Source organism: Aequoribacter fuscus (assembly GCF_009910365.1).
Taxonomy (GTDB): Bacteria; Pseudomonadota; Gammaproteobacteria; order Pseudomonadales; family Halieaceae; genus Aequoribacter; species Aequoribacter fuscus.
In genome coordinates, this window is sequence record NZ_CP036423.1 from 2,247,343 (window position 1) to 2,273,469 (window position 26,127).

At 51.1% G+C, this 26,127-nt stretch carries 23 protein-coding genes and 2 tRNA genes; 9 read left to right on the plus strand and 16 right to left on the minus strand.

Annotation, left to right across the window (positions count from 1 at the left end):
* The first annotated feature begins 4 nt into the window (after positions 1-4).
* Positions 5-922 carry a TauD/TfdA dioxygenase family protein gene (locus tag EYZ66_RS10035; protein WP_009577061.1) on the plus strand — a complete coding sequence of 306 codons (918 nt, stop codon included), beginning with the start codon at positions 5-7 and terminating at the stop codon, positions 920-922.
* A 178-nt stretch (positions 923-1,100) separates the two neighbouring features.
* Positions 1,101-1,907 carry an SDR family oxidoreductase gene (locus EYZ66_RS10040; RefSeq protein ID WP_009577060.1) on the plus strand — a complete coding sequence of 269 codons (807 nt, stop codon included), beginning with the start codon at positions 1,101-1,103 and terminating at the stop codon, positions 1,905-1,907.
* Positions 1,908-1,941: 34 nt separating this feature from the next.
* On the opposite strand, the gene EYZ66_RS10045 is transcribed toward EYZ66_RS10040, so the two are convergent.
* Positions 1,942-3,210 (minus strand): alkyl sulfatase dimerization domain-containing protein, encoded by a 1,269-nt coding sequence (locus EYZ66_RS10045; RefSeq protein ID WP_160195664.1) that lies wholly within the window; start codon positions 3,208-3,210, stop codon positions 1,942-1,944.
* Between the two features lie 220 nt (positions 3,211-3,430).
* Between EYZ66_RS10045 and EYZ66_RS10050 the strand changes: the two genes are divergently transcribed.
* Positions 3,431-3,658, plus strand: a complete 228-nt coding sequence (locus EYZ66_RS10050; RefSeq protein ID WP_009577423.1) for an AbrB/MazE/SpoVT family DNA-binding domain-containing protein — start codon at positions 3,431-3,433, stop codon at positions 3,656-3,658.
* Positions 3,659-3,666: 8 nt separating this feature from the next.
* Positions 3,667-4,056 (plus strand): type II toxin-antitoxin system tRNA(fMet)-specific endonuclease VapC, encoded by a 390-nt coding sequence (gene vapC / locus EYZ66_RS10055; RefSeq protein ID WP_040818244.1) that lies wholly within the window; start codon positions 3,667-3,669, stop codon positions 4,054-4,056.
* A 202-nt stretch (positions 4,057-4,258) separates the two neighbouring features.
* Here vapC and EYZ66_RS10060 read toward each other — a convergent pair whose 3' ends face one another.
* From EYZ66_RS10060 to EYZ66_RS10115, 12 genes are all read right to left on the minus strand, one after another.
* Positions 4,259-4,579 carry a helix-turn-helix domain-containing protein gene (locus EYZ66_RS10060; RefSeq protein ID WP_009577393.1) on the minus strand — a complete coding sequence of 107 codons (321 nt, stop codon included), beginning with the start codon at positions 4,577-4,579 and terminating at the stop codon, positions 4,259-4,261.
* A complete protein-coding gene (locus tag EYZ66_RS10065; protein ID WP_216089007.1) occupies positions 4,569-4,868 on the minus strand; it encodes a BrnT family toxin in 300 nt (99 codons plus the stop codon). Before EYZ66_RS10065 ends, EYZ66_RS10060 begins: the two co-directional genes overlap by 11 nt.
* Positions 4,869-6,333: 1,465 nt before the next feature.
* Positions 6,334-6,410 (minus strand) — tRNA-Pro (locus EYZ66_RS10070).
* Positions 6,411-6,518: 108 nt separating this feature from the next.
* On the minus strand, positions 6,519-6,881 hold the full coding sequence (locus EYZ66_RS10075) for a MerR family transcriptional regulator (protein ID WP_009575884.1): 363 nt from the start codon (positions 6,879-6,881) through the stop codon (positions 6,519-6,521).
* Entirely contained in the window at positions 6,865-7,164 is a 300-nt protein-coding gene (gene ihfA / locus EYZ66_RS10080; RefSeq protein WP_009575885.1) for an integration host factor subunit alpha, read from the minus strand. The genes EYZ66_RS10075 and ihfA overlap by 17 nt, the downstream gene beginning before the upstream one ends.
* A gap of 13 nt (positions 7,165-7,177) precedes the next feature.
* Positions 7,178-9,547: a phenylalanine--tRNA ligase subunit beta gene (gene pheT / locus EYZ66_RS10085; RefSeq protein WP_009575886.1), complete on the minus strand. Its 2,370-nt coding sequence runs from the start codon at positions 9,545-9,547 to the stop codon at positions 7,178-7,180.
* A gap of 11 nt (positions 9,548-9,558) precedes the next feature.
* Positions 9,559-10,575: a phenylalanine--tRNA ligase subunit alpha gene (gene pheS / locus EYZ66_RS10090; protein WP_009575887.1), complete on the minus strand. Its 1,017-nt coding sequence runs from the start codon at positions 10,573-10,575 to the stop codon at positions 9,559-9,561.
* A 127-nt stretch (positions 10,576-10,702) separates the two neighbouring features.
* Positions 10,703-11,059, minus strand: coding sequence for a 50S ribosomal protein L20 (rplT, locus tag EYZ66_RS10095; protein WP_009575888.1), 357 nt, complete (start codon positions 11,057-11,059; stop codon positions 10,703-10,705).
* Positions 11,060-11,078: 19 nt separating this feature from the next.
* A complete protein-coding gene (rpmI, locus tag EYZ66_RS10100) occupies positions 11,079-11,273 on the minus strand; it encodes a 50S ribosomal protein L35 (RefSeq protein ID WP_009575889.1) in 195 nt (64 codons plus the stop codon).
* A 55-nt stretch (positions 11,274-11,328) separates the two neighbouring features.
* Entirely contained in the window at positions 11,329-11,883 is a 555-nt protein-coding gene (gene infC / locus EYZ66_RS10105) for a translation initiation factor IF-3 (RefSeq protein ID WP_009575890.1), read from the minus strand.
* Positions 11,867-13,792 (minus strand): threonine--tRNA ligase, encoded by a 1,926-nt coding sequence (gene thrS, locus EYZ66_RS10110; protein ID WP_009575891.1) that lies wholly within the window; start codon positions 13,790-13,792, stop codon positions 11,867-11,869. The genes infC and thrS overlap by 17 nt, the downstream gene beginning before the upstream one ends.
* Before the next feature lie 141 nt (positions 13,793-13,933).
* Positions 13,934-15,388, minus strand: coding sequence for a flavin-containing monooxygenase (locus EYZ66_RS10115; RefSeq protein WP_009575892.1), 1,455 nt, complete (start codon positions 15,386-15,388; stop codon positions 13,934-13,936).
* A gap of 78 nt (positions 15,389-15,466) precedes the next feature.
* Between EYZ66_RS10115 and EYZ66_RS10120 the strand changes: the two genes are divergently transcribed.
* Positions 15,467-16,486, plus strand: a complete 1,020-nt coding sequence (locus EYZ66_RS10120) for a helix-turn-helix domain-containing protein (protein WP_268869523.1) — start codon at positions 15,467-15,469, stop codon at positions 16,484-16,486.
* Here EYZ66_RS10120 and uvrB read toward each other — a convergent pair.
* Positions 16,481-18,505, minus strand: a complete 2,025-nt coding sequence (gene uvrB, locus EYZ66_RS10125) for an excinuclease ABC subunit UvrB (protein ID WP_040816722.1) — start codon at positions 18,503-18,505, stop codon at positions 16,481-16,483. The two genes, EYZ66_RS10120 and uvrB, sit on opposite strands and share 6 nt — an antisense overlap.
* Positions 18,506-18,749: 244 nt before the next feature.
* Here uvrB and EYZ66_RS10130 point away from each other — a divergent pair.
* Positions 18,750-18,825: transfer RNA gene (locus EYZ66_RS10130), tRNA-Asn, on the plus strand.
* Between the two features lie 258 nt (positions 18,826-19,083).
* Here EYZ66_RS10130 and EYZ66_RS10135 read toward each other — a convergent pair.
* Positions 19,084-21,579: a TonB-dependent receptor gene (locus EYZ66_RS10135; RefSeq protein WP_009575895.1), complete on the minus strand. Its 2,496-nt coding sequence runs from the start codon at positions 21,577-21,579 to the stop codon at positions 19,084-19,086.
* Positions 21,580-21,896: 317 nt separating this feature from the next.
* On the opposite strand from EYZ66_RS10135, the gene EYZ66_RS10140 reads away from it, so the two are divergent.
* Positions 21,897-22,964, plus strand: a complete 1,068-nt coding sequence (locus EYZ66_RS10140) for a hypothetical protein (protein WP_009575896.1) — start codon at positions 21,897-21,899, stop codon at positions 22,962-22,964.
* A 122-nt stretch (positions 22,965-23,086) separates the two neighbouring features.
* Here the strand turns inward: EYZ66_RS10140 and EYZ66_RS10145 are convergent, their stop codons facing one another.
* Entirely contained in the window at positions 23,087-23,740 is a 654-nt protein-coding gene (locus tag EYZ66_RS10145) for a peroxiredoxin (protein WP_009575897.1), read from the minus strand.
* 165 nt (positions 23,741-23,905) lie between these two features.
* Here EYZ66_RS10145 and EYZ66_RS10150 point away from each other — a divergent pair, with 165 nt between their 5' ends.
* The gene (locus tag EYZ66_RS10150; RefSeq protein WP_040816715.1) at positions 23,906-24,499 is read left to right on the plus strand and encodes an acyl carrier protein phosphodiesterase; all 594 of its coding nucleotides are present in this window, start codon (positions 23,906-23,908) and stop codon (positions 24,497-24,499) included.
* Positions 24,500-24,537: 38 nt separating this feature from the next.
* Complete coding sequence (locus EYZ66_RS10155) at positions 24,538-26,124, plus strand: FG-GAP repeat domain-containing protein (protein WP_009575899.1); 1,587 nt, start codon at positions 24,538-24,540, stop codon at positions 26,122-26,124.
* Positions 26,125-26,127 lie beyond the last annotated feature (3 nt).

Below are 26,127 nucleotides of genomic sequence, written 5' to 3' on the forward strand. Positions count from 1 at the left end.
CACTATGAGCCTGCAAGTTACCCCTCTGAATAATGTCGGTGTCGAAATGTCTGGTTTCGATATCTGCGACCCCATTACTCCTGAGCTCAGCCGAGAACTTAACGACCTATGGAATGAGCACGCCATCTTGCTTTTTCGAAATCAAGACATCACTCCCGAGCGCCAAATAGAATTCAGTCGAACCTTCGGTTCGCTCGCCTTGCATCCATTAAAGGCCACACGATCCGAAGCAAACCCTGAGCTATTTGTGCTTGAGAACGGCGGCCCGAATGATCGCTTTCAAACGGCGCATTACAAGGGCGAAACAGTGGTTGGGCGCCTGGACTGGCACATGGATTTGCATTACACCGGCCGCCCTAACCGAGGCGCGCTATTGCGAGCCATAGAACTACCGAGCAGCGATGGTCTTACTGGCTTTGGCGACTTGGCGAAGGCTTACGATGCGCTGGATGACGAGACCAAAGCACTACTGGAAAAAATCGAGCTGGCCTATGCCTTCTGTATGCAGCGTCGACACATGCGCTACGTGGACCTAGAGGGCTACGAGCCCGGCGAATTCAGCCCGAAAAAACCCTCGGACATGAACTTCCCTGACTTTCCGGATGTCGCTTATCCCGGCGCCTACGCCCACCCGATCAGTGGACGAAAGATTCTGGGGGTTGTCGAGCAATTCCTAGACCGAGTCATCAAACCCCACGATGCTGGCTTGTGCAACGACGAAGCCATCGAGCTACTCGAGCGTCTAGTCGCACACACCAAAAAGCCCGAATTCACCTACTTTCACGAATGGAAACAAGGCGACATGGTGTTGTGGGACAATTGGCGTGCCATGCATTGCACTACAGGCACGGCACCCGGTGTGCGGCGACTGATCAATCGCACGACAATCGAAGGTGATGTGACCTTGGGGCGAGTGATTTAGCTCGCCACCAGCGGGTCTTAGTTGCAAAGCATAGATGCGCCTCAGGTCTAAGGTCTGGGCTGTGCTATACAAAAACAGACTTCATTTGACGAACACCCTTGGTTGTAAATAATTCTAACATTGCAGGAAGACCAACACTGAGAAGCATCACCAAAGCACAAAGACGGAGCCTATAATAATGACCAAACGCATCCTCATCACCGGCGCGTCATCGGGCTTCGGTCAATCCATCGCAACGCATCTTAGCAAACAAGGTCACAGCGTATTTGGCACCTCACGTGACGTCGCAGACAGGGTGACCTCAGATTCCGTTCACATGCTGAGTATGGATGTTAACAACTCCAGTTCTATTGATATGGCGATTGCCTCAATGCTTAAGTCAAGTGGTGGCATTGATGTACTGATCAATAACGCCGGATTCGGGCTTTGCGGCGCGCTGGAAGACTGCAGTATCGATGAGGCCCGAAGTCAAATGGAAACGAACTTCTTCGGCCAAATCGCTGTTATCCAAAAAGTGTTGCCGCACATGCGTGCTCAAGGACATGGTCGCATCATCAACATAGGTTCCTTGGCGGGTGATATCGGCCTACCCTACCAATCGATGTACTCGGCCAGTAAGGCAGCAATGCAACGTATAACCGAAGCCTTACGCCTGGAGCTTAAGGGCACGGGCATCGATTTAACGATTATCGCGCCGGGAGATTTCAGAACCGGATTCACGGCCAGCCGCGTCTTTGCAGAGAACGCTCTAAACTCGGAACAAACGTCAAAGATGCGTTCAGTGGTCCAGCAATACGAACGCGATGAGCAAAGTGGTTCGGACCCAGCGTTAGTTGCTCAGCTGGTCGATAAGCTCATCAATAAAAAAGCACTGAGAGTACTTTACAGGGTCGGACGCGCAGATCAGCGGTTGGCTCACCGACTCAAGCATTGGCTGCCAAGCGCATGGTTTGAGCGAGTGCTAGCGACTATTTATGGGATATGAAATCTAGCACCCAACCCACTCTATAGTTGCGACCTCAGAGCTTAGCCTTGGACTCATTAGAAGCGGAGCCAAATATTCCTTTGGCCATCAGCGAGGTCTCTTGACTCCTGCGCGCCTGATAGACCTCAGCTCGAAGCTCGTGAACTCGCAAGTCGTCGGGTGCGGCCTGTGCGGCCAGCTCGACCAAATGACACGCCAAACGTGGGTCATCGTCTTTAAGTTCGGCTGCACGCTCCGCCAAGCGTAGCGCACCTCCTGCCAGCGCCGATAATTCAGCCGCCAGAGATGAATCCAAAGCAGGTTTCAGATTAGCCGGGTTGCCGTCGTACCACCCCCCATACAGACGCCAGATATTCTGCACGACAAATTCTGGCTCATCATAGGTCGGCGCTAACCACGGCTTATCCAGTGTGCCCGCCGGAAGCTTGACGCTGTGAACAATGTCATTTAAGCGAGCGCCCTCATTCATCATGCGAACGGTTTGCTCCACCAGTGATTCCAGCGCTGACGCCGCATCGTCTAACACTTGAGCAATCCGCTGCTGACCATGGATCGGAAGCCCGTGCGCTGGCAAGAATAACTCCGCCCCCAGTGAGGCCATTTCTCGCATAGCCGCGGCCCATTCCCGCGGGTAGCGTTGCGCTTTCTGAGGGTTACCGGCGTTAGGGAATGCCCAAATAAAAAAATCACCCGCGCAAATCGCTTTGTGTCTAGGCACCCAAGCCCACGTATGGTCATCGGTTTCACCGCGTGCATGATGCAACTGAAAATCGGTTCCACCTACCGACAAGTCAAGACAATCGCTATAGGTTGTATCAGGTGCTGGAGTATCGATTGGTAAAAACTGTGATTCTCCCGCGAGGTCATAGCCGCGACGACGGAACTGGCCAAACTGGCGTTCGTTAATTACCTTATTGTAGCCGTTAGTGTAACGATAGCGTTCAAAGCGTTTTGCTACATTCTCGTGTCCAACAATTCGCGGGTGTGGACCATCCGCCACAAAAGCGCCGCACCCGCCAACGTGATCGATATGTCCATGGGTAAACACCACGGTGTTGAAAGGATCTTTGCTCCAACCCCGAATAGCCTCAACGCACTTACTGCCACCTTGCTCGTTAGAGGTATCGAAAGTGACCAAGCCATCATCGGTGGTAAACACAAGGCAATGCGAAAAAGCTTCGACAACCGCTAAGTCCTTGTTTAATTCGGAGAGCTGGTGATTGATTCGGTTGAGCGGCCCAGTCTGCTCGAGACTGGCTTTACCATCAATGATGTCCGCGGAAAGTCTTAGTAGGTCAGCCATGGGGTTATCCTTGGTTTTATTATTTGGGCACTATAACTGCAAGCATGATGGAGAGTAAAACAAGCAACTTAATAGAATGGGAGCTACCAATCGCTGCTAGAGACCTGACTGGTAAAGACATGAAATGAACGCTAATGAGAGAAAGCACTGCTACTCGAGGATTGGCATCGAATTATCGTAAGTATATACTCCCTCGTATATACATCGTAAAGGTAATCTCATGGACGCAAAGATCTTTAAATCTGGCAACAGCCAAGCTGTCCGAATCCCCAAGGAATTTCGCTTCGATGTAAATGAGGTCGAGATATTCAAACGAGGTGAAGAATTGATTTTAAGGCCCAAAGCAAAAAACCTCAGTGTCGCGTTTGATCTCTTCAGCGAAATGCCTGACGATTTTATGGTCGACGGACGACAGGACGATAAGCCCCAAGAACGTGAGGGGCTCTAAACGTGTATATGCTAGATACAAACATCTGCATTTACCTAATAAAACAACAGCCTGAAAGCGTACGAAAGAAATTTGAGTCTCTCGCCATCGGCTCTGTCAGTATGTCGCTCATCACATATGGCGAACTGAAATATGGAGCATTTCGGAGCAATAGTTCTTCAAAAGCGATTGCCGTGCTAGATCGATTGACAAGCTACATTCCGGTGCTATCAATGCATCAAGATGTGGCACTAGAATACGCAGAGATTAGAGCAGACTTAGCGAGTAAAGGAACGCCGATAGGCAATAACGACCTATGGATCGCCGCCCACGCGCGCAGTTCACGTCACACACTGGTTACTAACAATCTAAAAGAGTTCAAGCGCGTAACGGGGCTTGAGGTCGAAAACTGGGTTTGATAGAAACAGGCATATAAACCACCATTCCTAATTAACGATGTAGAGCAATCCAAGAACGTCCAAGACCTTTAAAAGCAAAAACCGCCAGAAGGCGGTTTTTGTGAATTTGGTCGGGACGGCAGATCATCACCAAACGGACATATGATCAGTTTTTCGCCCCCTAAGCCTCGCTCGCGATCGGCTCAATTGAGTCAAGAAGATCTCAATGCAAGGCCGTTAATGCAACTTCGGGAGCTTGATCCAAAACTTTTAAAAGGGCCTTTGCAGCGCCCGTCGGGCAGCGTTTTCCTTGCTCCCAATTGCGAATTGTTTCAAGTGATACATTTATCCGCTTAGCGAACTCTACCTGGCTAAACCCCAATTTTTTACGAACACGACGCGCAAATTTTGCAGCATCAAGCATAGCCTCAGCCTCGTCTTGTAATTGCTGAGTTAGGATGTCTGCTTCGCAAGTCATATCGACGCGCTCAAAATCTATACGTCCAACCTGACTGGGCCGAGATTTATCTAAATCAATCGTCATTTTTGCGCTCTTCATAGCGTTTAACCTCTTTTTGATTCGCCTTTCGTGCCGAAATCAGTCTTATCGATTGACCTCGGGGAGTGAACACCACAACAAATAATCGACCTTCTATGCAACCAATCACTTCATACCGCTCTTCACCGTAATTAAATCGCTCATCTTTTTGAACGATTCGATCAGAGTCGGCGAAAACATATGCGGCATACGCGAAGTCAAAGCCTCGCTCGATGAAACATTTATCGCTTTTGCGCTTGTCCCACTGGAATTCCATTGACAAAGAGTAGTTCAATGGCCTACTTTATGCAAGTTTTGATTGGCGCACTCGCTCACTGCGGGTTGGATGGTATGATCAATCGAGCTTTTTGAATGCCATCCCCCGTTAATGGTGTAGAGCCGTTCGATTCCCTCATTGAAGAATACAACAATGAGCGCCCCCATGAAGCGCTCAGCATGCGTTATCCAGGCGAGCTGTACACACCCTCGCCTCGAGTTTATCGACCACCTGAGCAGCCTTAATACCCATTTCACGATCGAACCGTTCAGGTCACTTATTGTGGGCGCATCTGTATCGGGGGCAGAAAAATCAACCTAACTCGCGCTTTGGCCGGACAATTTGTGGGAATTCGTGAGGTTGCTGACAAAATATGGCTAGTCAGCTTCATGGATTATGACTTAGGATTCTTTGATGAGGAGCAGGTGCGGCTAGAGCCAGCACCTAATCCTTTCGAGACAAAAGTGTTACCCATGTGTCCGGTATGCACCTTTGTGAATATGGTAGGGACGGCAGGGTGAACTGGGGTTTCGAGCCGCAACGCGGCGAGCCAGTGAACGCCCGAAAGCTATGCTTGAGGGCCGGGAATCCAACGTCCAAGACCTGTAAAAGCAAAAACCGCCAGAAGGCGGTTTTTGTGAATAGGGTCGGGAGGGCAGGGTGAACTGGGGTTTCGAGCCGCAACGCGGCGAGCCAGTGAACGCCCGAAAGCTATGCTTGAGGGCCGGGAATCCAACGTCCAAGACCTGTAAAAGCAAAAACCGCCAGAAGGCGGTTTTTGTGAATAGGGTCGGGAGGGCAGGGTGAACTGGGGTTTCGAGCCGCAACGCGGCGAGCCAGTGAACGCCCGAAAGCTATGCTTGAGGGCCGGGAATCCAACGTCCAAGACCTGTAAAAGCAAAAACCGCCAGAAGGCGGTTTTTGCTGAATATGGTCGGGACGGCAGGGTGAACTGGGGTTTCGAGCCGCAAAGCGGCGAGCCAGTGAACGCCCGAAAGCTATGCTTGAGGGCCGGGAATCCAACGTCCAAGACCTGTAAAAGCAAAAACCGCCAGAAGGCGGTTTTTGCGAATATGGTCGGGACGGCAGGGTGAACTGGGGTTTCGAGCCGCAACGCGGCGAGCCAGTGAACGCCCGAAAGCTATGCTTGAGGGCCGGGAATCCAACGTCCAAGACCTGTAAAAGCAAAAACCGCCAAAAGGCGGTTTTTGCTGAATATGGTCGGGACGGCAGGGTGAACTGGGGTTTCGAGCCGCAACGCGGCGAGCCAGTGAACGCCCGAAAGCTATGCTTGAGGGCCGGGAATCCAACGTCCAAGACCTGTAAAAGCAAAAACCGCCAAAAGGCGGTTTTTGCTGAATATGGTCGGGACGGCAGGGTGAACTGGGGTTTCGAGCCGCAACGCGGCGAGCCAGTGAACGCCCGAAAGCTATGCTTGAGGGCCGGGAATCGTGCCGCACTCAGTGGTCCGGCATTGTGAAATTGGTCGGGACGGCAGGATTTGAACCTGCGACCACCACACCCCCAGTGTGGTGCGCTACCAGGCTGCGCTACGCCCCGAATTTTTGCGCCTGCACACCACAATGTGGTGCGACTTTTTACAACAACCAGGGCTGCGCCACGCCCCGTGAGGCCGCGATTATACGCAATCAAAAAAAATTTACCAGCCTAATTGTCGGCTTCCAGCAGATCCAATACGTCTTCAAGAGAGACGATTAATTCTCGCAACTCGTCAGCCGTCATGACACCGAGCTGATCCTCGGTTGATTCGGTAATGCGCTGACGTGCTCCACCAATTGTGTACCCTTGCTCGTAAAGCAACGAGCGAATCTGACGAATCAACACGACATCGGCATGCTGATAGTATCGACGATTTCCACGACGCTTTACTGGCGCTAACGTTGGGAACTCCTGCTCCCAGTAGCGCAGCACGTGTGGTTTAACCAGGCATAAATCAGAGACTTCGCCGATCGTGAAATAGCGTTTGCTGGGGATGGGTGGCAATTCGCCGTTGTTACTCGGTTCCAGCATACTTCTCCACACGTGCCTTCAATTTCTGCCCTGGCTTGAACGTCACTACCCTGCGAGGCGAGATTGGGATCTCTTCACCCGTTTTGGGATTGCGTCCTGGGCGCTCGCCCTTATCTCTCAATTCAAAATTACCAAAGCCCGACAGTTTAACCTGTTCATTGCTTTCTAAACTTGCGCGGATCTCCTCGAAGAACATCTCGACGATCTCTTTGGCCTCGCGCTTGTTCAGGCCAAGCTCTTCAAACAACATATCGGCCATGTCAGATTTAGTTAAGGCTGTCATTCAGTTCTACGCTCTAACGCAGTTCAGCTTGGTAAGTTTCTTTCAATGATTCAACAACTTGCGCCATTGCATCATTAACGTCGGAATCGCTTAGGGTGCGTGATTGATCACCCAAAGTCAAACCCATTGCGACACTTTTTTGACCTTCGGGTACACCCTGCCCTTGATAAATATCAAACACAAAAACCTCTTTACCCAACATGCCTAGCGCAGCTTTGGCGGAAGCCGTTAAGTCACCCACTTTCACAGCGGCATCAACGACTACCGCCAAGTCACGGCGCACCTCAGGGAATTTTGAGACGGACGCAAATTGAGCGATATCAGCGTTGGATAAGACATCTCGATCCAATTCAGCAACATAAACGGCTTGCGACAATCCCAATATCTTTTGAGTCTGTGGATGAATCTTTCCGACGTAGCCTACGATCGCGCCATCCACCAATACGTCAGCAGTTTGGCCTGGATGTAGGCCTTGATGCTCGGCGGGCAGGTAGGTCGCATGCCTAATACCCAATTGATTCAACAGGGCTTCTACCTCACCTTTCAGGTCGTAGAAGTCAATATTCCCCGATCGGTTACCCATACGTTCCAATTCGGCTTTACCGCTCAGCAAAATGGCGACTTTGGCTTTCTGGGGATAACCCTCACCCGCAGTGAAGGTTAGACCTTGCTCGAAGATCCGCACGCGGCTTTGTTGACGATTGATGTTGGTGATTGCTGTCGCAACCAGACTTGGCACCAGACTTGGGCGCATAACCGACAAATCTTCGCTGATTGGATTCTTCAGCGTAACGCATTGCTTGATGTCAGCAAATTGCGCAGCGAGTTTGGGGTCAACAAAGCTATACGTGATCACTTCGCGCAAATCGCGCGACGCAAGATAACGACGAATCCGTGACGGCGACACCGCTTTTTCGGGACGCACGGGCATCTCAAGACTTGCCACAATCTTACTGACTGGAAGCTTGTTGTAGCCATAGACGCGGGCAACCTCCTCGACCAAATCGGCTTCGATACTGATATCAAAACGCCAAGATGGCACCGAGCAAGACCAACCGTCGCTGGTTTCGTTAACACCAAAACCCAAACCACTCAGAATGTGGCTGACTTCGGCCTTTGGAATTTCAAGACCAAGCGCTCGACTCAGGCTCGCCTGCGATAGCGACACATCGCTGCGATCGGGCAAATCGCTCTGGGACCGGACCATGGTCACAGGTCCAGCGTGACCACCCGCAATTTCAACAATTAACTGCGTGGCACGATCCAAAGCCAGTTCCGCCAATTCAAAATCAACACCGCGCTCATAGCGGTGGGAGGCGTCTGTATGCATACCCTGCTTACGTGCCTGGCCAGCCAGCGCGCGCGGCGTAAAAAAGGCAGATTCTAGAACCACGGCGCGAGTCTCGCTGCTCACCGCACTTCGCTGGCCGCCCATGACGCCCGCAAAAGCAATGGGGCCAGCTTGATCAGTAATTAACAGTGCATCCTCAGGCAGACTGATCTCTTTACCATCCAGCAACATCATAGACTCTTGTGGCTGAGCCATGCGTACGACGATTGGACCATTCAGCTTGTCAGCATCAAAGGCGTGCATCGGCTGACCTAATTCCAACATCACAAAATTAGTCACATCCACCAAAGGGTCTTTAGAGCGCAAACCGCAGCGACGCAGTCGCTCCTGCAGCCATAAGGGTGATTCAAGGGTATTATCAACCCCTTCTATAACACGAGCGGCATACACGGGGCAGGCCTCAGTCGCTACCACGTCAACACCGATTTGAGTTGAAGCTTCGGTGCTGACCGATGCCCAGGTTGGTTCTTGCAGTTCGACACCGGTCAATACGGAGACTTCGCGAGCAATACCGCGAACACTTAAGCAATCGGCTCTGTTGGGCGTTAACCCGATTTCGATGCTGTTGTCGTCTAAGCCTAGGTAATCCCGTAAATCAGTGCCTACCGGCGCGTCTTCGGGTAACTCCATTAAACCATCAGATGCTTCGGAGAGTTCTAACTCAGCCTCGGCACACAACATTCCAAAGGATTCGACACCGCGAAGCTTACTTTTTCTAATTTTAAAGTCGCCTGGGAGGACCGCTCCAACCAAAGCAACAGGCGCTTTTAGCCCCACTCGAGCGTTTGGCGCCCCGCACACAATTTGTAAGGGCTCAGCCTCACCTACATTCACCTTGCAAACACGCAGCTTATCGGCATCGGGATGTTGCTGCGCGTCAACAATCTCGCCAACAACTACCGATGAAAACGCACCCGCTACAGGCTCGATCGCATCCACCTCAAGGCCAGCCATCGTAATTTGATGCGCTAAATCTTCCGTCGCCAGGGTGTGAGGCACCCATTCTTTAAGCCACTGTTCACTAATTTTCATGGGGTATCTCCTTAGCGAAATTGGCTCAAAAAGCGCAAGTCGTTATCAAAAAATAGACGTAAATCGTTTACGCCATAGCGCAACATAGTCAGGCGTTCGACCCCAAGACCGAAGGCAAAGCCTGAATAACGTTTGGTGTCGATATTTGACGATTCGAACACCGAAGGGTGAACCATGCCGCAACCCATAACCTCTAGCCAACCGGTTTGACTGCATACGCGACATCCTTCGCCTTTACAGTGAACGCACTGAATATCGACCTCGGCTGAGGGTTCGGTGAAGGGAAAATACGACGGACGGAAACGCACCGCTAAGTCTTGCTCAAAGAAGCGCTGCAAAAATACTTCAATCAGGCCTTTTAAATCAGCAAAACTCGACTGCTCGTCGATCAACAAGCCCTCCACCTGATGAAACATCGGAGTATGGGTTAGGTCAGAATCACAGCGATACACGCGACCGGGGCAAATGACCCGCAAAGGGGGCTCTTGTGACTCCATCACACGAACTTGCACTGGGGACGTGTGCGTTCGCAAAACGTGGGTCTCATCCACATAAAAGGTATCGTGCATAGCACGAGCGGGATGATGGTCAGGGATATTTAACGCACCGAAGTTATGATAGTCATCCTCGATCTCAGGACCTTCAACCACCTCAAACCCCATCGCAGCGAACAGCGCTTCAATACGCTCGATCGTCACTGAAACGGGGTGCAGGCCGCCGCTACTTACGCCTCGCGCAGGTGCTGTAACGTCGATAGACTCTGAGGCAAGCTGAGCCTGTAAAGCCTCAGCTTCAAGGGCCGCTTTGCGCTCGTTAATTAAAGCTTGCAGCTCGGCTTTGACTTCATTGACCTTGGCGCCCGCAGCAGGACGCTCTTCGGGCGTAAGCTGACTGAGACCTTTCAACACCGCGGTCAGCGCGCCTTTTTTACCCAAGTAATCAACGCGCAATTGCTCTAACTGCGGCAGCTCGCTTGCCCCACCAATTGCAGCAAGTGCTTCAGCTTGTATCTGCTTCAGTGCTTCCATTTAATTTTCATTCCCCGATTGCCACACCCAGCCGGTGAGGCAAACATTTAACGCAATAAAAAGGGGAAAGAGTCTGACCCTTTCCCCTCTCGTTGCCGCACACAGGCGGCACGGGCCCTGTGGGCGCTTAGGCTAAGGCAGACTTTGCTTGCTCAACCACAGCGGCAAAACCCGCTTTGTCATGCACGGCCAAATCGGCGAGTACACGACGATCTAAACCGATATTTGCTTTCTTCAAGCCGTTGATCAGCTGGCTGTAAGTCACACCATTAGCACGTGATTGTGCATTGATACGAGTAATCCACAAAGCGCGGAACTGACGCTTACGCTGACGACGGTCACGGTAAGCGTACTGACCTGCTTTGATAACAGCCTGTTTAGCAACACGGAAAATACGACTACGAGCGCCGTAGTAACCTTTTGCTTGCTTCAAGATTTTCTTGTGACGACGGTGTGCGGTCACACCTCTTTTTACACGTGGCATTGATTAATCCTCCTATGACCTAGTTAGCACGCAACATTTTATCCACTAGGGCTTTATCGGCCTTGTGGATCATGGACGTACCACGCAGCTGACGCTTACGCTTTGTGGTCATTTTGGTGAGGATGTGGCTTTTATAAGCGCTTTTACGCTTGTAACCACCCGCTGTTTTCTTGAACCGCTTAGCGGCACCACTGTGAATTTTTACCTTAGGCATATTGTGATCTCCACATTGCTCATACAAAGACAAGAGTTAGGGCATTCACGGGCCACTAACCCCGTTTCTTGGGCGCCAGCACCATAGTTAACTGACGACCTTCCATCTTGGGGAACTGTTCTACGCTTCCCCACTCGGCCAAATCTGCTTCGATACGACGAAGTAATTCAATACCGATTTCCTGGTGAGCCATTTCACGACCACGAAAACGTAGCGTTACCTTGGCTTTATCACCGTTTTCCAAAAAGCGCACCAGAGCTTTTAACTTGATCTGGTAATCGCCTATGTCCGTGCCCGGACGAAACTTCATTTCTTTGACTTGAGTACGCTTCTGTTTCTTACGCTGCGCCGCTTTCTGCTTCTTGGCTTCGAAAACGTGCTTCCCGTAATCCATGATCTTACAGACCGCTGGATCAGAGTCGGCAATTTGAACCAAATCCAAAGTCGCCGCTTCGGCCGCTGCTAGAGCTTCTGCTAAGGTTACGATACCGACTTGCGAACCATCTGCCCCAATCAGTCGAACAGGGTCTGCCGTAATTTGATCGTTTGTGAGCGCTTTTTTCGACTTGCGCTTTTCGTTTTCGTTGTTAATCCTATTTCTCCAATGCAAAAAAACCGCGACTGCCCACGTCCTGCCGCAAATACTCGGCGAAGTCTGCAAGAGTCATCGTTCCGAGGTCTTTGCCGTCCCGTGTGCGCACGGCTACTGACTGCGTTTCCACCTCTTTATCGCCCACCACCAGCAAGTAAGGAATCTTAGCTAGAGTGCGCTCGCGGATTTTAAAGCCGATCTTCTCGTTTCTCAAGTCCGCAATAGCGCGAAAACCCGAGTTATTCAGGTAATCCACCACATTTTGTGTAAATTCACCCTGCTTGTCGGTAATATTCATCACCGCCACTTGCTCCGGCGCCAACCATGTCGGAAAACGCCCTTCAAAATGTTCGATCAAAATACCGATAAAACGCTCAAAGCTTCCCAAGATTGCCCGATGCAACATGACCGGTGTTTTACGCGCACCATCTTCGGCTACGTATTGGGCATCCAGACGTCCTGGCATCGAGAAGTCCACTTGAATGGTACCCAACTGCCAGACTCGACCAATACAGTCTTTCAGTGAAAATTCAATCTTTGGCCCGTAAAAGGCACCCTCGCCGGGCAGCAATTCCCAGGGAAGATTGTGCGCATCCAAAGCATCCGCGAGAGCTTTCTCGGCACGATCCCAATCTTCTTCACTACCTACGCGCTTTTCAGGGCGTGTGGATAAGCGATAGATAACCTCGTTGAAACCAAAGTCTTCGTATACCCCATGTAGGAAGTCGATGAAGCGCGATACTTCGGGCTGAATTTGATCTTCGGTACAGAAAATATGCGCATCGTCCTGGGTAAATCCGCGCACGCGCATAATGCCGTGTAGTGAACCCGAGGGCTCATTACGGTGACAGCTACCAAATTCCGCCAATCGAAGAGGCAAATCGCGGTACGATTTTAAACCTTGGTTAAACACCTGCACGTGACAAGGGCAGTTCATGGGTTTTACCGCGAACTCACGATCTTCGGCCTTAAGCATGAACATATCGTCGCCAAACTTATCGGCGTGACCCGACTTGTGCCACAGGGTCATGTCGACGACTTGTGGCGTCTTAATTTCCTTGTAGCCCTCTTGCCGCTGGCGATTGCGCATATACTGCTCGATCACCTGATACACGGTCCAGCCTTTAGGGTGCCAGAACACCATGCCTGGCGCTTCTTCTTGGGTGTGGAACAAATCCAACTGCTTGCCAATTCGGCGGTGATCGCGTTTCTCTGCCTCGGCAATACGGTTCAAGTATTGCTTTAACTGTTTTTTATTGGCCCAAGCGGTGCCGTACACGCGCTGCAGCATTTCATTTTTGGAATCGCCCCGCCAGTATGCACCCGCAACCTTGGTCAATTTAAAGGCTTGCAGTTTGCCGGTCGATGGCACGTGAGGGCCGCGACACAGGTCCATCCAAGGCCCCTGTTTGTAGACCGAAATAATCTCGCCAGCCGGCAAATCTTCGATGATTTGGACCTTATAGTTCTCGCCCATGTTGCGGAATTCTTCAATGGCGTGCTCGCGACTGACTTCTAGCCGCTCTACGGTCAAATCACGATCGGCAATTTCGGCCATACGCACTTCGATTTTTTCAAGATCCTCAGTGGTAAATCTGTGGCCAGTAGCAAAGTCATAGTAAAACCCATCTTCAATCGTTGGCCCAATCGTCACCTGAGTACCGGGATACAATTCTTGCACCGCCATCGCCAGCAGGTGCGCAGTCGAATGACGAATAATTTCGATACCGGCGTCATCGCGATCCGTAATGATTGCGAGCGATGCGTCGTTTTCAATCACGAAAGAAGTGTCGACTTCTTTGCCATCGACAACACCCGCTAGGGCAGCTTTGGCAAGGCCTGGACCAATCGCTAATGCGACGTCGTAAACAGAAGGGGGAGCATCAAAGGTCTTTTGGTTGCCATCGGGCAGAGTAATAACAGGCATAGTCTCTCTCGTCAGTGGTGACCCCTACTAAAGGCCACGTGGCGTTACTGCGCTAGGCGCGAAAATTCAAAGGCGCGAAGTGTAGCAAAAAAACGCCCACCTTGCCCAATTTATATCGGTCGAGTGGGCGAGGACGAGTGTTCAACGTAAATCAATATCTGCCCAGACAGGATTGGCCATCGCTGCTTCAAAGTCTTTAAACGCCCAAGGCCAGCTCGCAGGAATACCTGCCGCATTCAGGTACCAGCTGTTACAACCCCCGGTATACCAAACTGTTTTGCGAGCAGCCTCTTCTCGCCGCGCCTCGTAGGTGATCATACCCTCTGCCGTGCAGCAAACCTCAGAGGCAGCCCCCGACAATACAGGTTCCAGCAATTGCTCCACCCACCCCCACTGATTCTCGGCAATCTCAACCAAAGAGAAATTACCCACGGGGCCGTTGGGGCCATTAAGCATGAAGAAGTTGGGGAAATCGGGCACCGATAAAGCCAAATACGCCTTAGGGTAATCGGCCCACAAGGTATTCAAGCTCAAACCATTTCGCCCTATCACATCCATAGGACGGACAAACCGGTCCGCTTGAAAACCTGTTGCGTAGACAATAATGTCCAACTCATAAAGTTCACCGTCTTCGGTCTCGATACCGTTTTCCACAATCCGCTTGATGCCACTTCGCACCAGACGGGTGTTGGGGCGCTGAATCGCTTGGTAGTAATCAGGCGAGAAAATCAGGCGCTTACACATCGCCTTGTGGTCTGGTCGCAAGGCTTCTTTTAACTCAGGGTCTTGAACTGACTGCTCCAAGTTCATTAGACACGCGCCCGCCATTTGCTGAGCCATCTCGGACTGATCGTCCAACAAAGCCTCGGTATAGGCATTTACCGCCGCGCTATAGCCCTCAAAGTCCATCGCCTCAGCTAAGACGTCAGGGTCCTGAAACGATGCTATTTGCTCAGCGGTAAAGGGCGCGTTATCGACAGGCATAATCCATTGCGGTGTGCGCACAAAGTGCTCGAACTGAGCCACTTTACCGGCGAGAGCCGAGCAGATTTGCACCCCCGTTGACCCGCTACCAATGACTGCAATGCGCTTATTCTCGAGGGGGATTGAGTGATCCCAACGCGAGCTGTGAAACAGCGCACCTTTAAAATCCGAGGCCCCTTCAATATTGGGCATATTCGGATGATGTAATACACCTGTCGCCGCGATAAGTATCTCGGCACTATCCTTGCGGCCACTGGCGAACTCTAGCTCCCATTTGCCTTCTCGGAACTCAGCCTTGATGCATTCTTCACCAAAATGCGTCAGTGGATACACACCAAAACGCTCAGCCACATCCTCAAAATAGGACTGAATCTCGGGGCCAGGGGGTAAATAGCGCGACCAATTAGGGTTGCGCGCAAACGAATAGGTGTAATGATGCGAAGGGGTATCGCAAGTCAAACCGGGGTAAGTATTTTCACGCCAAGTGCCACCCACTCGATCCGACTTTTCGTAAACGACCACATCAACATTGGGCGTCTCACGCAACTTAATCGCCGCCAATATTCCCGCCATACCGGCGCCCAATACGACTGCACGTTTGGTCTCACTCATTGGTCAACTTCCTGATTATTGTTTGACTCTAGGTTAGCGCTAACAACGCGCTTGATAGGTGACAAAATCCGTCAAATAGTGATACTTTTTTGTCAAATAGATCGTGGATGCCTGACAATTAAAGCCCAACTCCAACAATTTGAACCGCTCATTACACTGATACAGGTTGAACTCGCTCACATTGGGACACACTTATCGCGTCCAAGTATCCAAACGAGTCAGGCTTTCTCGGAATGGTACTTAGAGGCGACGCAACGCCTCTCGAGCCACTGTGCAAATAATTCTGTTCGGGCCATTTCCCGCAGAGAAGTTGAGTTAATGTGCCGCTGCGGCATGAGTGCCATCAACTTAAGGCACGCCATCGAAATCGTAGCTGACTACTGCGCTGCACTCGAGCCTCGGGGAGGACAATTAAGACTCATCGAAACCAGCAAGTGCGCGCGCATCACACTAAACTCGCTGCGCACTGAGACTACGACGACCTCATTACTCGTGGATGTTATCGGTCTGTTTTCGTTCTATCAGCTATTTCAATGGCTCATTGGCGTGCCTATTCCTGTACAGCAACTCTTGTTGGGCAAAGTGCAACGCGAGCATACCCTACCGTTCCTGGTTTTGTTCGGTGCACCGATGCTAACCACCCAAGAGGACTTTTCGTTCGACTTCCCCACCCACTTCCTCGATATGCCAATGGTTCGCCGACCCAATGAATTCGAAGAATTTTTTAGGGTCCACCCTTGTGGCATTTTTGATCGCAGCCAAACACCACTGGGGCATCAAGTCGAATCGCTACTGGTGGCATCATATCAACTGGGGCAACCCGCACCGACCCAAGAAGACCTGGCTGCCACTTTTGGCCTGTCCCTATCGACCTTTCGACGCAAATTAGACAATCACAACCAGGATTTCCTGAGTATTCGCAACCGTGCGAAGCTCACGGTAGCTAAAGACAAACTTGCCAACAGCCAGGCACCGATCAGCGAGATCAGCTCGTCTTTGGGCTTCAGTGACGCCAGCGCATTCAGACGCTACTTCAAGCATATGACAAGTAGAACGCCCAGCGACTGGCGTCTGAACGTCAGTGCAACAGGTCTATGAGGCCATAAAGGCGAACTGCTTGTACTCAGTAATTTGATCGCGAACCGCCGCCGCTTTCTCAAACTCAAGATTTTTGGCGTGTTCCATCATCTCGGTTTCTAACTGTTTGATCTTGCGGCTAAGCGCTGCGGGAGTCAGGCTTGCCATATCTTGTGCGTAAGCAGCCCGCACCTCAGCGACTTTGCGCTCGCCTTTAGCGTTGCGCTTGGTCGACATGCGCCGCGCCCCTTCCATGATGTCTTGCACAGACTTGGTAATCCCCACGGGTTTAATGCCGTGCTCTTCATTGTGCGCAAGCTGCTTGGTTCGGCGCCGTTCCGTCTCGTCGATCGCCCGCTGCATCGAGCCTGTCACTTTGTCAGCATAGAGAATGGCTCGACCTTGCAGATTGCGGGCCGCACGACCAATGGTCTGTATCAACGACCGATCAGAGCGCAAAAAGCCCTCTTTATCCGCGTCTAATATGGCGACCAGAGCGACCTCGGGCATATCCAAACCTTCACGCAATAAGTTAATACCAACCAAGACATCGAATTCACCTAACCGCAGATCGCGGATGATCTCGACTCGCTCAACCGTGTCGATATCTGAGTGAAGATAACGCACTTTAATACCGTGCTCGGCCAGGTACTCAGTTAAATCCTCGGCCATCCGCTTCGTTAGTGTCGTCACCAGGACTCGCTGACCGGTCGCTCTTACCGTATGGATCTCTTGCAGAAGATCGTCGACTTGCGTTGAAGCAGGCCGGATGTCGATCGTGGGGTCGACCAAACCTGTGGGACGCACGACCTGCTCGACGACTCGACCAGCGTGTTGCTCCTCGTAATTACCCGGGGTCGCCGATACGAAGATCGCCTGCGGCACCAAGCGCTCCCACTCTTCGAACTTCAGTGGCCTGTTATCCAAGGCCGAAGGCAAACGAAATCCGTACTCCACCAGGGTCTCTTTTCGTGACCGGTCACCACGATACATGCCGCCAATCTGTGGAATCGTCACGTGTGACTCATCGATAATGACCAAGGCGTTGTCGGGTAAGTATTCAAATAGCGTTGGCGGGGGATCCCCCGGTCCACGTCCCGACAAATAGCGAGAATAGTTTTCTACGCCCTGGCAGTAGCCCAGTTCACGAATCATCTCGATGTCATAGCGTGTGCGTTGCTGCAAACGCTGCGCCTCAACCAACTTGTTCAAGTCATTGAGCTGTTTTAAGCGCTGCTCCAGCTCGATTTCAATTTCATCGATCGCTTTGAGCATAATGTCGCGCGAAGTCACGTAATGCGATTTGGGGAAAATCGTAATCCGCGGCACCTTGGCTTCTATGGCACCGGTTAAAGGGTCGAACAACACGATATTGTCGACCTCCTCATCAAACAGCTCGATGCGCACCGCTTCTTTTTCCGAATCGGCAGGAAAGATATCGATCACATCACCACGCACCCTGTATGTGCCGCGCGAGAAGGCAATATCGTTGCGGGTGTATTGCAATTCAGCCAACTGATGCAGCAGCTCGCGCTGATTGATAATTTCACCGCGCGACACATGCAGCACCATCTTGAAATAGGACTTGGGATCACCCAAACCATAAATGGCCGAAACGGTCGCAACCACCAGACAATCTTGGCGCTCCATCAGCGCCTTGGTGGCGGACAGGCGCATTTGCTCGATGTGGTCATTCACCGAGGCATCTTTTTCTATAAAGGTGTCAGACGAAGGCACGTAGGCCTCTGGCTGGTAGTAATCGTAGTAAGAAACGAAATACTCAACCGCGTTGTTTGGGAAAAACTCCTTAAACTCCCCGTACAGCTGCGCAGCCAAGGTTTTGTTGTGAGCCATAACAATCGTGGGACGCTGCAGACGTTCGACCACATGCGCCATGGTAAAGGTCTTACCCGAACCCGTCACGCCCAACAGCGTCTGAGACGCTAAGCCCGCCTGTACACCCTCGACGAGTTTTTCGATGGCTTGGGGCTGGTCGCCCGCAGGCTTGTATTTAGATTCGACTTTAAAGGGTTTGGCCACAGGTTCCTCGAGCTCGTTTATGCCCAGCACAACAACATGGGAATCCGTCGAGTATAAAGGACTTTGCCCCAAACCGCAGTTGCGGATCATAGGATATGGTCCAATCAGAGTGCGATTTGTTTGTGCTTAGCGCGCAAATACAAACAGATAAAAAAATCCCCAAAATTTGCCTACTTTCCGCGCCACTTAGGGGTTGACCAAGCCCTTAGGCCTATATATTATGCGCGCCTCAGTTGAGTTTCATTCCGCCTTAGCTCAGTTGGTAGAGCAAATGACTGTTAATCATTGGGTCGCTGGTTCGAGCCCAGCAGGCGGAGCCAAATAAAAAAGGGTCGTCCATTGGACGGCCCTTTTTTGTTTCAGCGCCACGCGCTGTGCTGGGCGAGAAGAGCCCAGTTGGGTGAATCGGGGTTTCGAGCCGCACTGCGGCGAGCCGATGAACGACGAAAATCTCTGATTTTCGGCCGGAGGGGCCAAACATACCCTGCAGCAAGCACCTATCAGAAACAAAAAGGGCCACACACTGTGCAGCCCTCTCAAAAAATACCCTCGAGTCATCGAGGGAATTCGGAAACAACCTAGAACGTGTACTCTACGCCAATCGTGTAGTTCTTGCCGTAGATGTCGTACTGCGACAGCTGACCTTTGTTACCCCAATAGTAGTACTCGGGACGGTTGTTCAAGTTCGCAGCTTCAAAGCGAGCGGTTAAGTTCTCGTTCACTTTGTATTTCGCCACCAAGTCAAACTGCATGAACGGTGCCACCCAACGGGTGTTATTCTTACTGACGTTACCGATGTCACCGTCTTCGTCTGCCAACCAATCGATGTATTCGCTACGATAGTTGCCGGCCAAGCGCACATCCCATGGGCCTTTGTCATACCCGACGCTAATGTTCGCCGCTTTTTCGGCCAGCTTGCGGAACGGTGTTTTGAACACAGAGTTGTCTTCAAACTTGAACTCGCTTTCGCTTTCGGTAAAGGTCACGTTCGCCGCAACGTAGAAGCCATTGTCCCAGCCGTATTGACCGTTCAACTCCAAGCCATTGATATACGAATCACCTGAGTTGATCCAAGTTTCGACACCATCATTGAAGGCAATGCCGTTAATCGTCGCGACTTTTTGAACCGTCGGATAAATCGCGTTCTTGATATCTTTTCTAAAAATACCGATCGCCGCGTAGGTCATATCCTCGCCATAGTACTCCAGACTCAAGTCAAAGTTAGTCGCTTCGTAAGGCTTAAGGTCGGGGTTACCGACACTACCGCTGACATCACCAGCCGTACCATAATTTACCGAGGTAATCGGTGCCGTCTGAGTGAAGCCAGGACGACTCAATCCACGCCAGATCGCCGCACGCAACTGCACTTGGTCGTTAATAAAGTATTTTACAGTCACACTTGGAGACAAGAAGCCATAGCTCTTATCCGACGAAGTGCGGTTACCGTCTTGATCGTAGGCTTTGCTATCAGTCTTGGTCCGCTCGTAGCGCACACCTGCGATCAAGACTGCGTTTTCAAGCTCAATGGTGTCTTGAACGTAGACGGCATTGATGTTTTCGTCAGTCGTAAAGTCACGACTGATCGCATCTTCAAAATCCACATCCATCTGGGCGACTTGGTTGCGCATGGCGTAAGCCGTAGCGCCGCTGACGTGATTACCAAACACTTGGTTGGCAAAGAACCAGTCGTTAACAGTGCCCGAATCCCAGTCTGCCATCGTCGCACCATCCCAGGTGTAACCGATGATGTAGTCATTGACATCTTTAGTGCGCGAACGAGTTTTAAAGCCCGCTTTCACCACACCGATTGACGTTTCGTTTTCAGCGTTAAACTCGAAGCTCAACTCTTCGTCGTCGCTGATATTCGCCCACATCTCAAACGCGTCAAACTCTAAGTTCGCAGGATCACGCAAGGTTGGGTCGTAGGCGACCAAATATGGACGCTTGGGGTTTGACCAATAAATTTCACCGCCAAAAGTCTTGTCGTCATTTCGGAAAGTAACATCCGCGTTGTCGCTATCGTCTTCTTGAGCCCAGCTGTAGCTGACTTTGGCATCGATCGCCCAGTCGTTCAGGTTTGTCTCTAACCCGAAGTTAACCGCGCCTATTTCGCGGGTTTCGTAACGCTGACGCGTCTCAGCATCATGACGGATGCGGTCTGTAACCATGCCTTTGCCGTTATCGAGACTTGAAACAAAACCGAGCTTGCCGTACTCGTCTTTAAAACGCGTTTCGGTTTCGTCGTACTTGTTGTACATCGCGTTAGCGAACAGCACCGTGCCACTGTCAAGAATCGTGTTGATGTCGTAGCTTAATCCATAACGTTCACGTTCCAGCTCATACCAGCGCATCTCCCAGTCGTCATTCATGAAGCCGTCTTCCCAACCAAAGCCCGTTTCGTTGTTGAAAGATTCGATCTTCTTGCTGGAGTAAGTGAAGCTAACGATGTGAGCAGTGCTGTCACTCAAACGATCACCATAAGTCAATGAGGCGTTAGGTGCACTGCTGTAATCGGTGTATTCAGCCATTTTTGTTGAAAGCTTTACCTTCAACAAGGTGTCTTTTAAATCGGTGGGCTTTTTCGTGTTGAAATCGACTCGCCCACCGATGCTGTCTGCATCCATTTCAGGCGTCAAGGTTTTCGATACAGAGATACTATCCATCAATTCCGTAGGGATACCATCCATGATCACAGAACGACCATTCTCTGGGGCAACCATCGACGCGCCGTTGACGGCAACGCTGTTCAAGTCAGAGCTCAAACCACGAATCGTCACATAGCGGCCTTCGCCTTGATCGTTTTCAACCGCAATACCGCTCAAGCGACGCATAGCATCAGCAGCAGTAGAATCTGGGAAATTACCTAATGCATCAGAATCCACAACACTGATAATATTTTGAGCATCGCGCTGCTGATCAACTGCATTTTTTAAAGTCGCGCGCGTACCAACAACCAGAACTTCTTCCATGCTGGCCGCTGCGTCACTGTCCTGCGCGTCTTGCGCGTACGCCAGGTTGGCAGAATAGATTGCCATAACCATTGGCGCGAGAGCCCATCGGTTAGTGTGTTTCATCTTGAATCCCCTATTTTTGATAAAATCGTAGTGCGAGTTTCCGACTCGACGCGCGGTAGTATCGATTGGGATTATTGAGTTTTTATGAAAGTAGTATGAAGAGATTGTGACAGACAAGCTCGGATTGTGAGGCGTCCTAAGTCAGCGCCATCAAGTCCAGCAGAAACTCAGGATAAAGTAACAAGCCGGCGAACTCAGCGTCATGGCAATTTCATAATTTGATTCTATACTTGACCGTGTTAGGTAGCTGGCGTTGGCAAATCTCGTCAAAAGCCAAGGCCGCAAAAACCAAGTTTATAAGATTAGGAGTCACTTAAGTGCTGTGTGCCCGCCCCCCCTCAGCAAGCGTCAAGACCCTGTGCTTTATTGCTAGCCTCCTTGGGCTTAGCCTGGTCACACAAAACTCAACGGCAGATCCTAACCATGAATCGGGCAGTTTCACGGTAGCGCTGTGGGGTGACCAATTCTACAGCGGCGATGACGAACTGAGAGCGCGACGAACGCAGCAAACTATCGACTCGATGAACGCGCACGATCTGGCCTTCACTCTGTACACTGGCGACACAAAAGCCGGCCATTCTGAGTGTACCGATCAGGCAATCGGCACCGATATCCAAAAGGTTTTTAATGCTCTAACAGCCCCCACTATTTATTCATTAGGTGATAACGAATGGACGGACTGCCACCGCACGTCCAACGGCAGCTATGACCCTTTGGAGCGGCTGGCGTATTTGCGAACCTTCTTTTTCTCAACCGACAAAAGCCAAGGAAAGTCACCACTGCACCTTACACGACAAACAAAGGATGGCGGCACCTACAGCGAGAACAGCCGTTTTGTAAAAAACGGGGTGCTATTTGTATCGCTCTCTATCCCCGGCAGCAACAACAATTTAGTGGTCACGAAAAAGCAATGCAGCAAAGAGTCAGAACGCACGTCTGACGACTGCGAAGCCGCGACTGACGAATACAAAGGGCGTAATGCCGCCAATCTCGAGTGGCTGACAACGGCATTTGAGGAAGCTCGGACCAATAACTACCAAGGCCTGGTGGTGGTCATTCAAGCGGACATCTTCTTCCCTTTCGAGCTGTCCGACGGCGGGTTTGAAGACGACTTTATCCCCAGCCTGACTGAAGACAACGGGCATGCAGATTTCTACAAAACACTCGAACGTCAAACCAAAAGCTTCGAAGGCGAGGTACTGCTGGTGCATGGAGACTCGCATTACTTCAAGATCGATAAACCGATGTACGCGCAGGATGGACGTTTGCAACACAATTTCACACGGGTTCAGGTCTTTGGAGACAAAGACAACAGCTGGGTTAAGCTGACAGTATCCCCCAGTGGCGACAGTCGTTTTGTGCTTACGCCCATCGTACTTCGCTAACGCTTGCATCGATACCGGCATTAGTGAATGCCGGTGAGCGTTTAAAGACATCGTCCCAGTGCAATCTGGGTTGTACGGTCTACACGAGCGACAGGCCCATCCGCCTGCCACGCATCGCCAGCCTACTTAGGCTGTTTGGTGGTGCGAAGATAAGGTAGTTTGATATCAATCTCGCCAAACTTCTCTTTAGCCGCAGCATCATCCAGCGACAAAGCCACAATCACATCTTGACCTTGAACCCAGTTCGCGGGGGTCGCAATGGGTACTCCGTAGGTCGCTTGCAAAGCATCCAAAGCCCGCAATACTTCTGCAAAATTACGCCCTACTGACATGGGGTAGCTCATTGATAATTGCAGCTTTTTATCTGGACTGATAATAAAGACGACACGCACGCTGGCAGAATCGGCTGCTGTACGCCCATCGGGTAAGTAAGCATTGGCGGGCAACATATCCAGAGCTTTCGATACCGCTAGAGATTCATCGGCAATAATAGGAAAGGTCGCAGGTGCCTGGGCATAGTGCTCGATATCCACTTTCCATTCTTTGTGCTCGTCCACGCCATCAACGGACAGGCCAATGACTTTGGTATTACGCTTAGCCCATTCATCGGCGAGCTGCGCAACTGCACCAAATTCGGTGGTGCAAACAGGCGTAAAATCTTTCGGGTGGCTAAATAAAATTGCCCAGCTATCCCCAATCCAGTCGTGCAGCATAAATGTGCCCTGATCTGTTTCCAGCTCCAGGTTCGGCATGACTTCGTTTATACGTATTCCCATACTATTTACCTCTTGAGTGAATCGCACAACGGCCAATCCATTGCACTGGTGTTAGTATGTAGTCTACGCGCACGTTTTTATATTAAATAAAACTAATGTATTTGATCGATTAAACCGATGACGAATGATCGCCGAGACTAAACGCCCACTATTTGCAGAACAGCCATGAACTACCTCGCACACACCGCACTGAGTAAGGCGACCCCGATGTCACTGATTGGCAACCTGTTAGGTGACTTCATGAAGGGAGTCGAACTTCACACTCTCTACCCCGAAATACGAGAAGGGCTGGACAACCACCGCAAAGTCGACGCGTTAACCGACCAGCACCCAGAGGTTGTCAACCTGAAGCCCTTGTTCCAAGCCCATACCCGCAGGTTTGCGGGCGTTGCCATCGATATCTACTTTGATTACCTACTGTGCAAACACTGGGACAGCTTCTATGAGCGACCTCTCGCCGAATTTATTAAGCAGACCTATGCATTGCTCGACAATTCCCGACACCTTGTGCCGGGCGAAACCATGCGATTTGCGCTCAGACGCATGACGACACAAGATTGGTTTAGCGCTTACCGCGACGAAGACATCATATTCAAAGTCATTGAACGCGCCGTCAGTCGGATCCGGTACAGAAACCAATTTATTGATTCAATCAGAGATATTGAACAAAATCGTTTGGTCATTGAAGACGCGTTCTTGGCCCTTTACCCAGCGCTGATGACACTCGCTGAGCAGAACCCTCGCCACGCTTGCGCGTAAGCTTTAGGTAGACGATATAACTTGCGGAGCAAACAATCATGCGAACCCCACTACAACCCGCTTATCCAGTAATCGCAGCACTTTTGGTCCTTGCTCCACCGATAATTTCCGCTGATGAGAACCAACTGTCTCTAGCAACACAACTCACTCGGGTGACAGAATCTGGATATTACATCGGCTGGCAAGAACACCGCATCGATGACGAGCTCATCAATGGCGGGGAACCGATTCGTGGCGGTGATGGTCTGGCAATGGCTGACTTTGATAACGATGGGCAGCTCGATATTGTTTCAGTACACGAGGATTCGCACCACTTACGCATCGCCTTTAATCAGGGCTCAGCAGACGCGTGGTTTAACATCACCGTTGCCCAGGGCACATTGGTTGGCGCCATAGAGGACGTCGCCCTTGGCGATATCAATAACGATGGCTGGGTCGACATGGTGGTTGCGTGCGAAGATGCGCACCTTGTTTATTTTCAAAATCCAGGCCCTGAAGCGCGCTCGCAACGTTGGCCGCACCTTATTCCGTCAGCCACTCAACATCGGGGGTCTTGGATTCAAACCGCGCTAGCCGACCTAAACGGCGACGGCCAACTGGAAATATTGGGGGCCAACAAAGGACATGCGGATGTCGTAGATGCAAAGGATACCCACACGACAGACCGCACCACATCCGCCTTCTATCTGCGGGGTGACCCGCTAAAAGACGAATCCTGGCAAGAGCAAATACTCTTCGCCGGTGGTGTTCCAAACCAGGTCATTCCGGTCGATATAGATAACGATGACGATATCGATGTGCTGGTGGCTAAACGAGTACAACACCAGATGTACATCATTGAAAACTTGGGTACTGACGATAATGGCCACATGCAACATCGCTCGATTCCCATTCAAATCCAAGCATCATTTGACACTCTCGAGCATTGGCAAGGGCGATCACAAGCGTTCAATGCAGAGTTTACGGATATCGACAACGATGGCCGCTTAGACCTGATCACTAACGTACTCGAATTCGAGGGATCACGTCAGTGGAGGCACGCCGGACTTGGTTGGCTAAAACAGCCAGACAACCTTGCACAACCCTGGCTGTACAGCAGAATCGGTAACACCTTGCCGGATTGGATTATCGGAGTAGGCATTGGGGATATCGATGGTGACGGCGATATTGACGCTATCACCGGAGGATACTCAGGCCTTAATATCCTTAGAGGCGGCTATTCAGGCGACTCTCGAAATCAAGACGACCCGCGAGTCACGCGCAATTCCTCCGTCGCACGAATAGCATGGTTTGAGAACCCAGGAGATCTGAGCAAATCGTGGACCCGCCACGACGTGTCCCGACGCGTTCGAGGCATGTATGACCAATACATTTCCCATGACCTAGACGGCGATGGAGACATCGATCTCATCGCGACTCGAGGCAACAGCGGTGAGCATGATGGCGTATTTTGGTTGGAGCAAATTCGATCAACACAACCCGCTCCGGTATTTACTCCGTCACGAACCGCTGATAGCCAGCAGCTGCCTCTGCCCTCTTCTGAGTGGAGAAGGTACTACACCGACCGATTCACTACCGTGCCTTCCAATAAAAAAGAGCAACTCGAGGCGTTAAAGGGTCACTGAGGC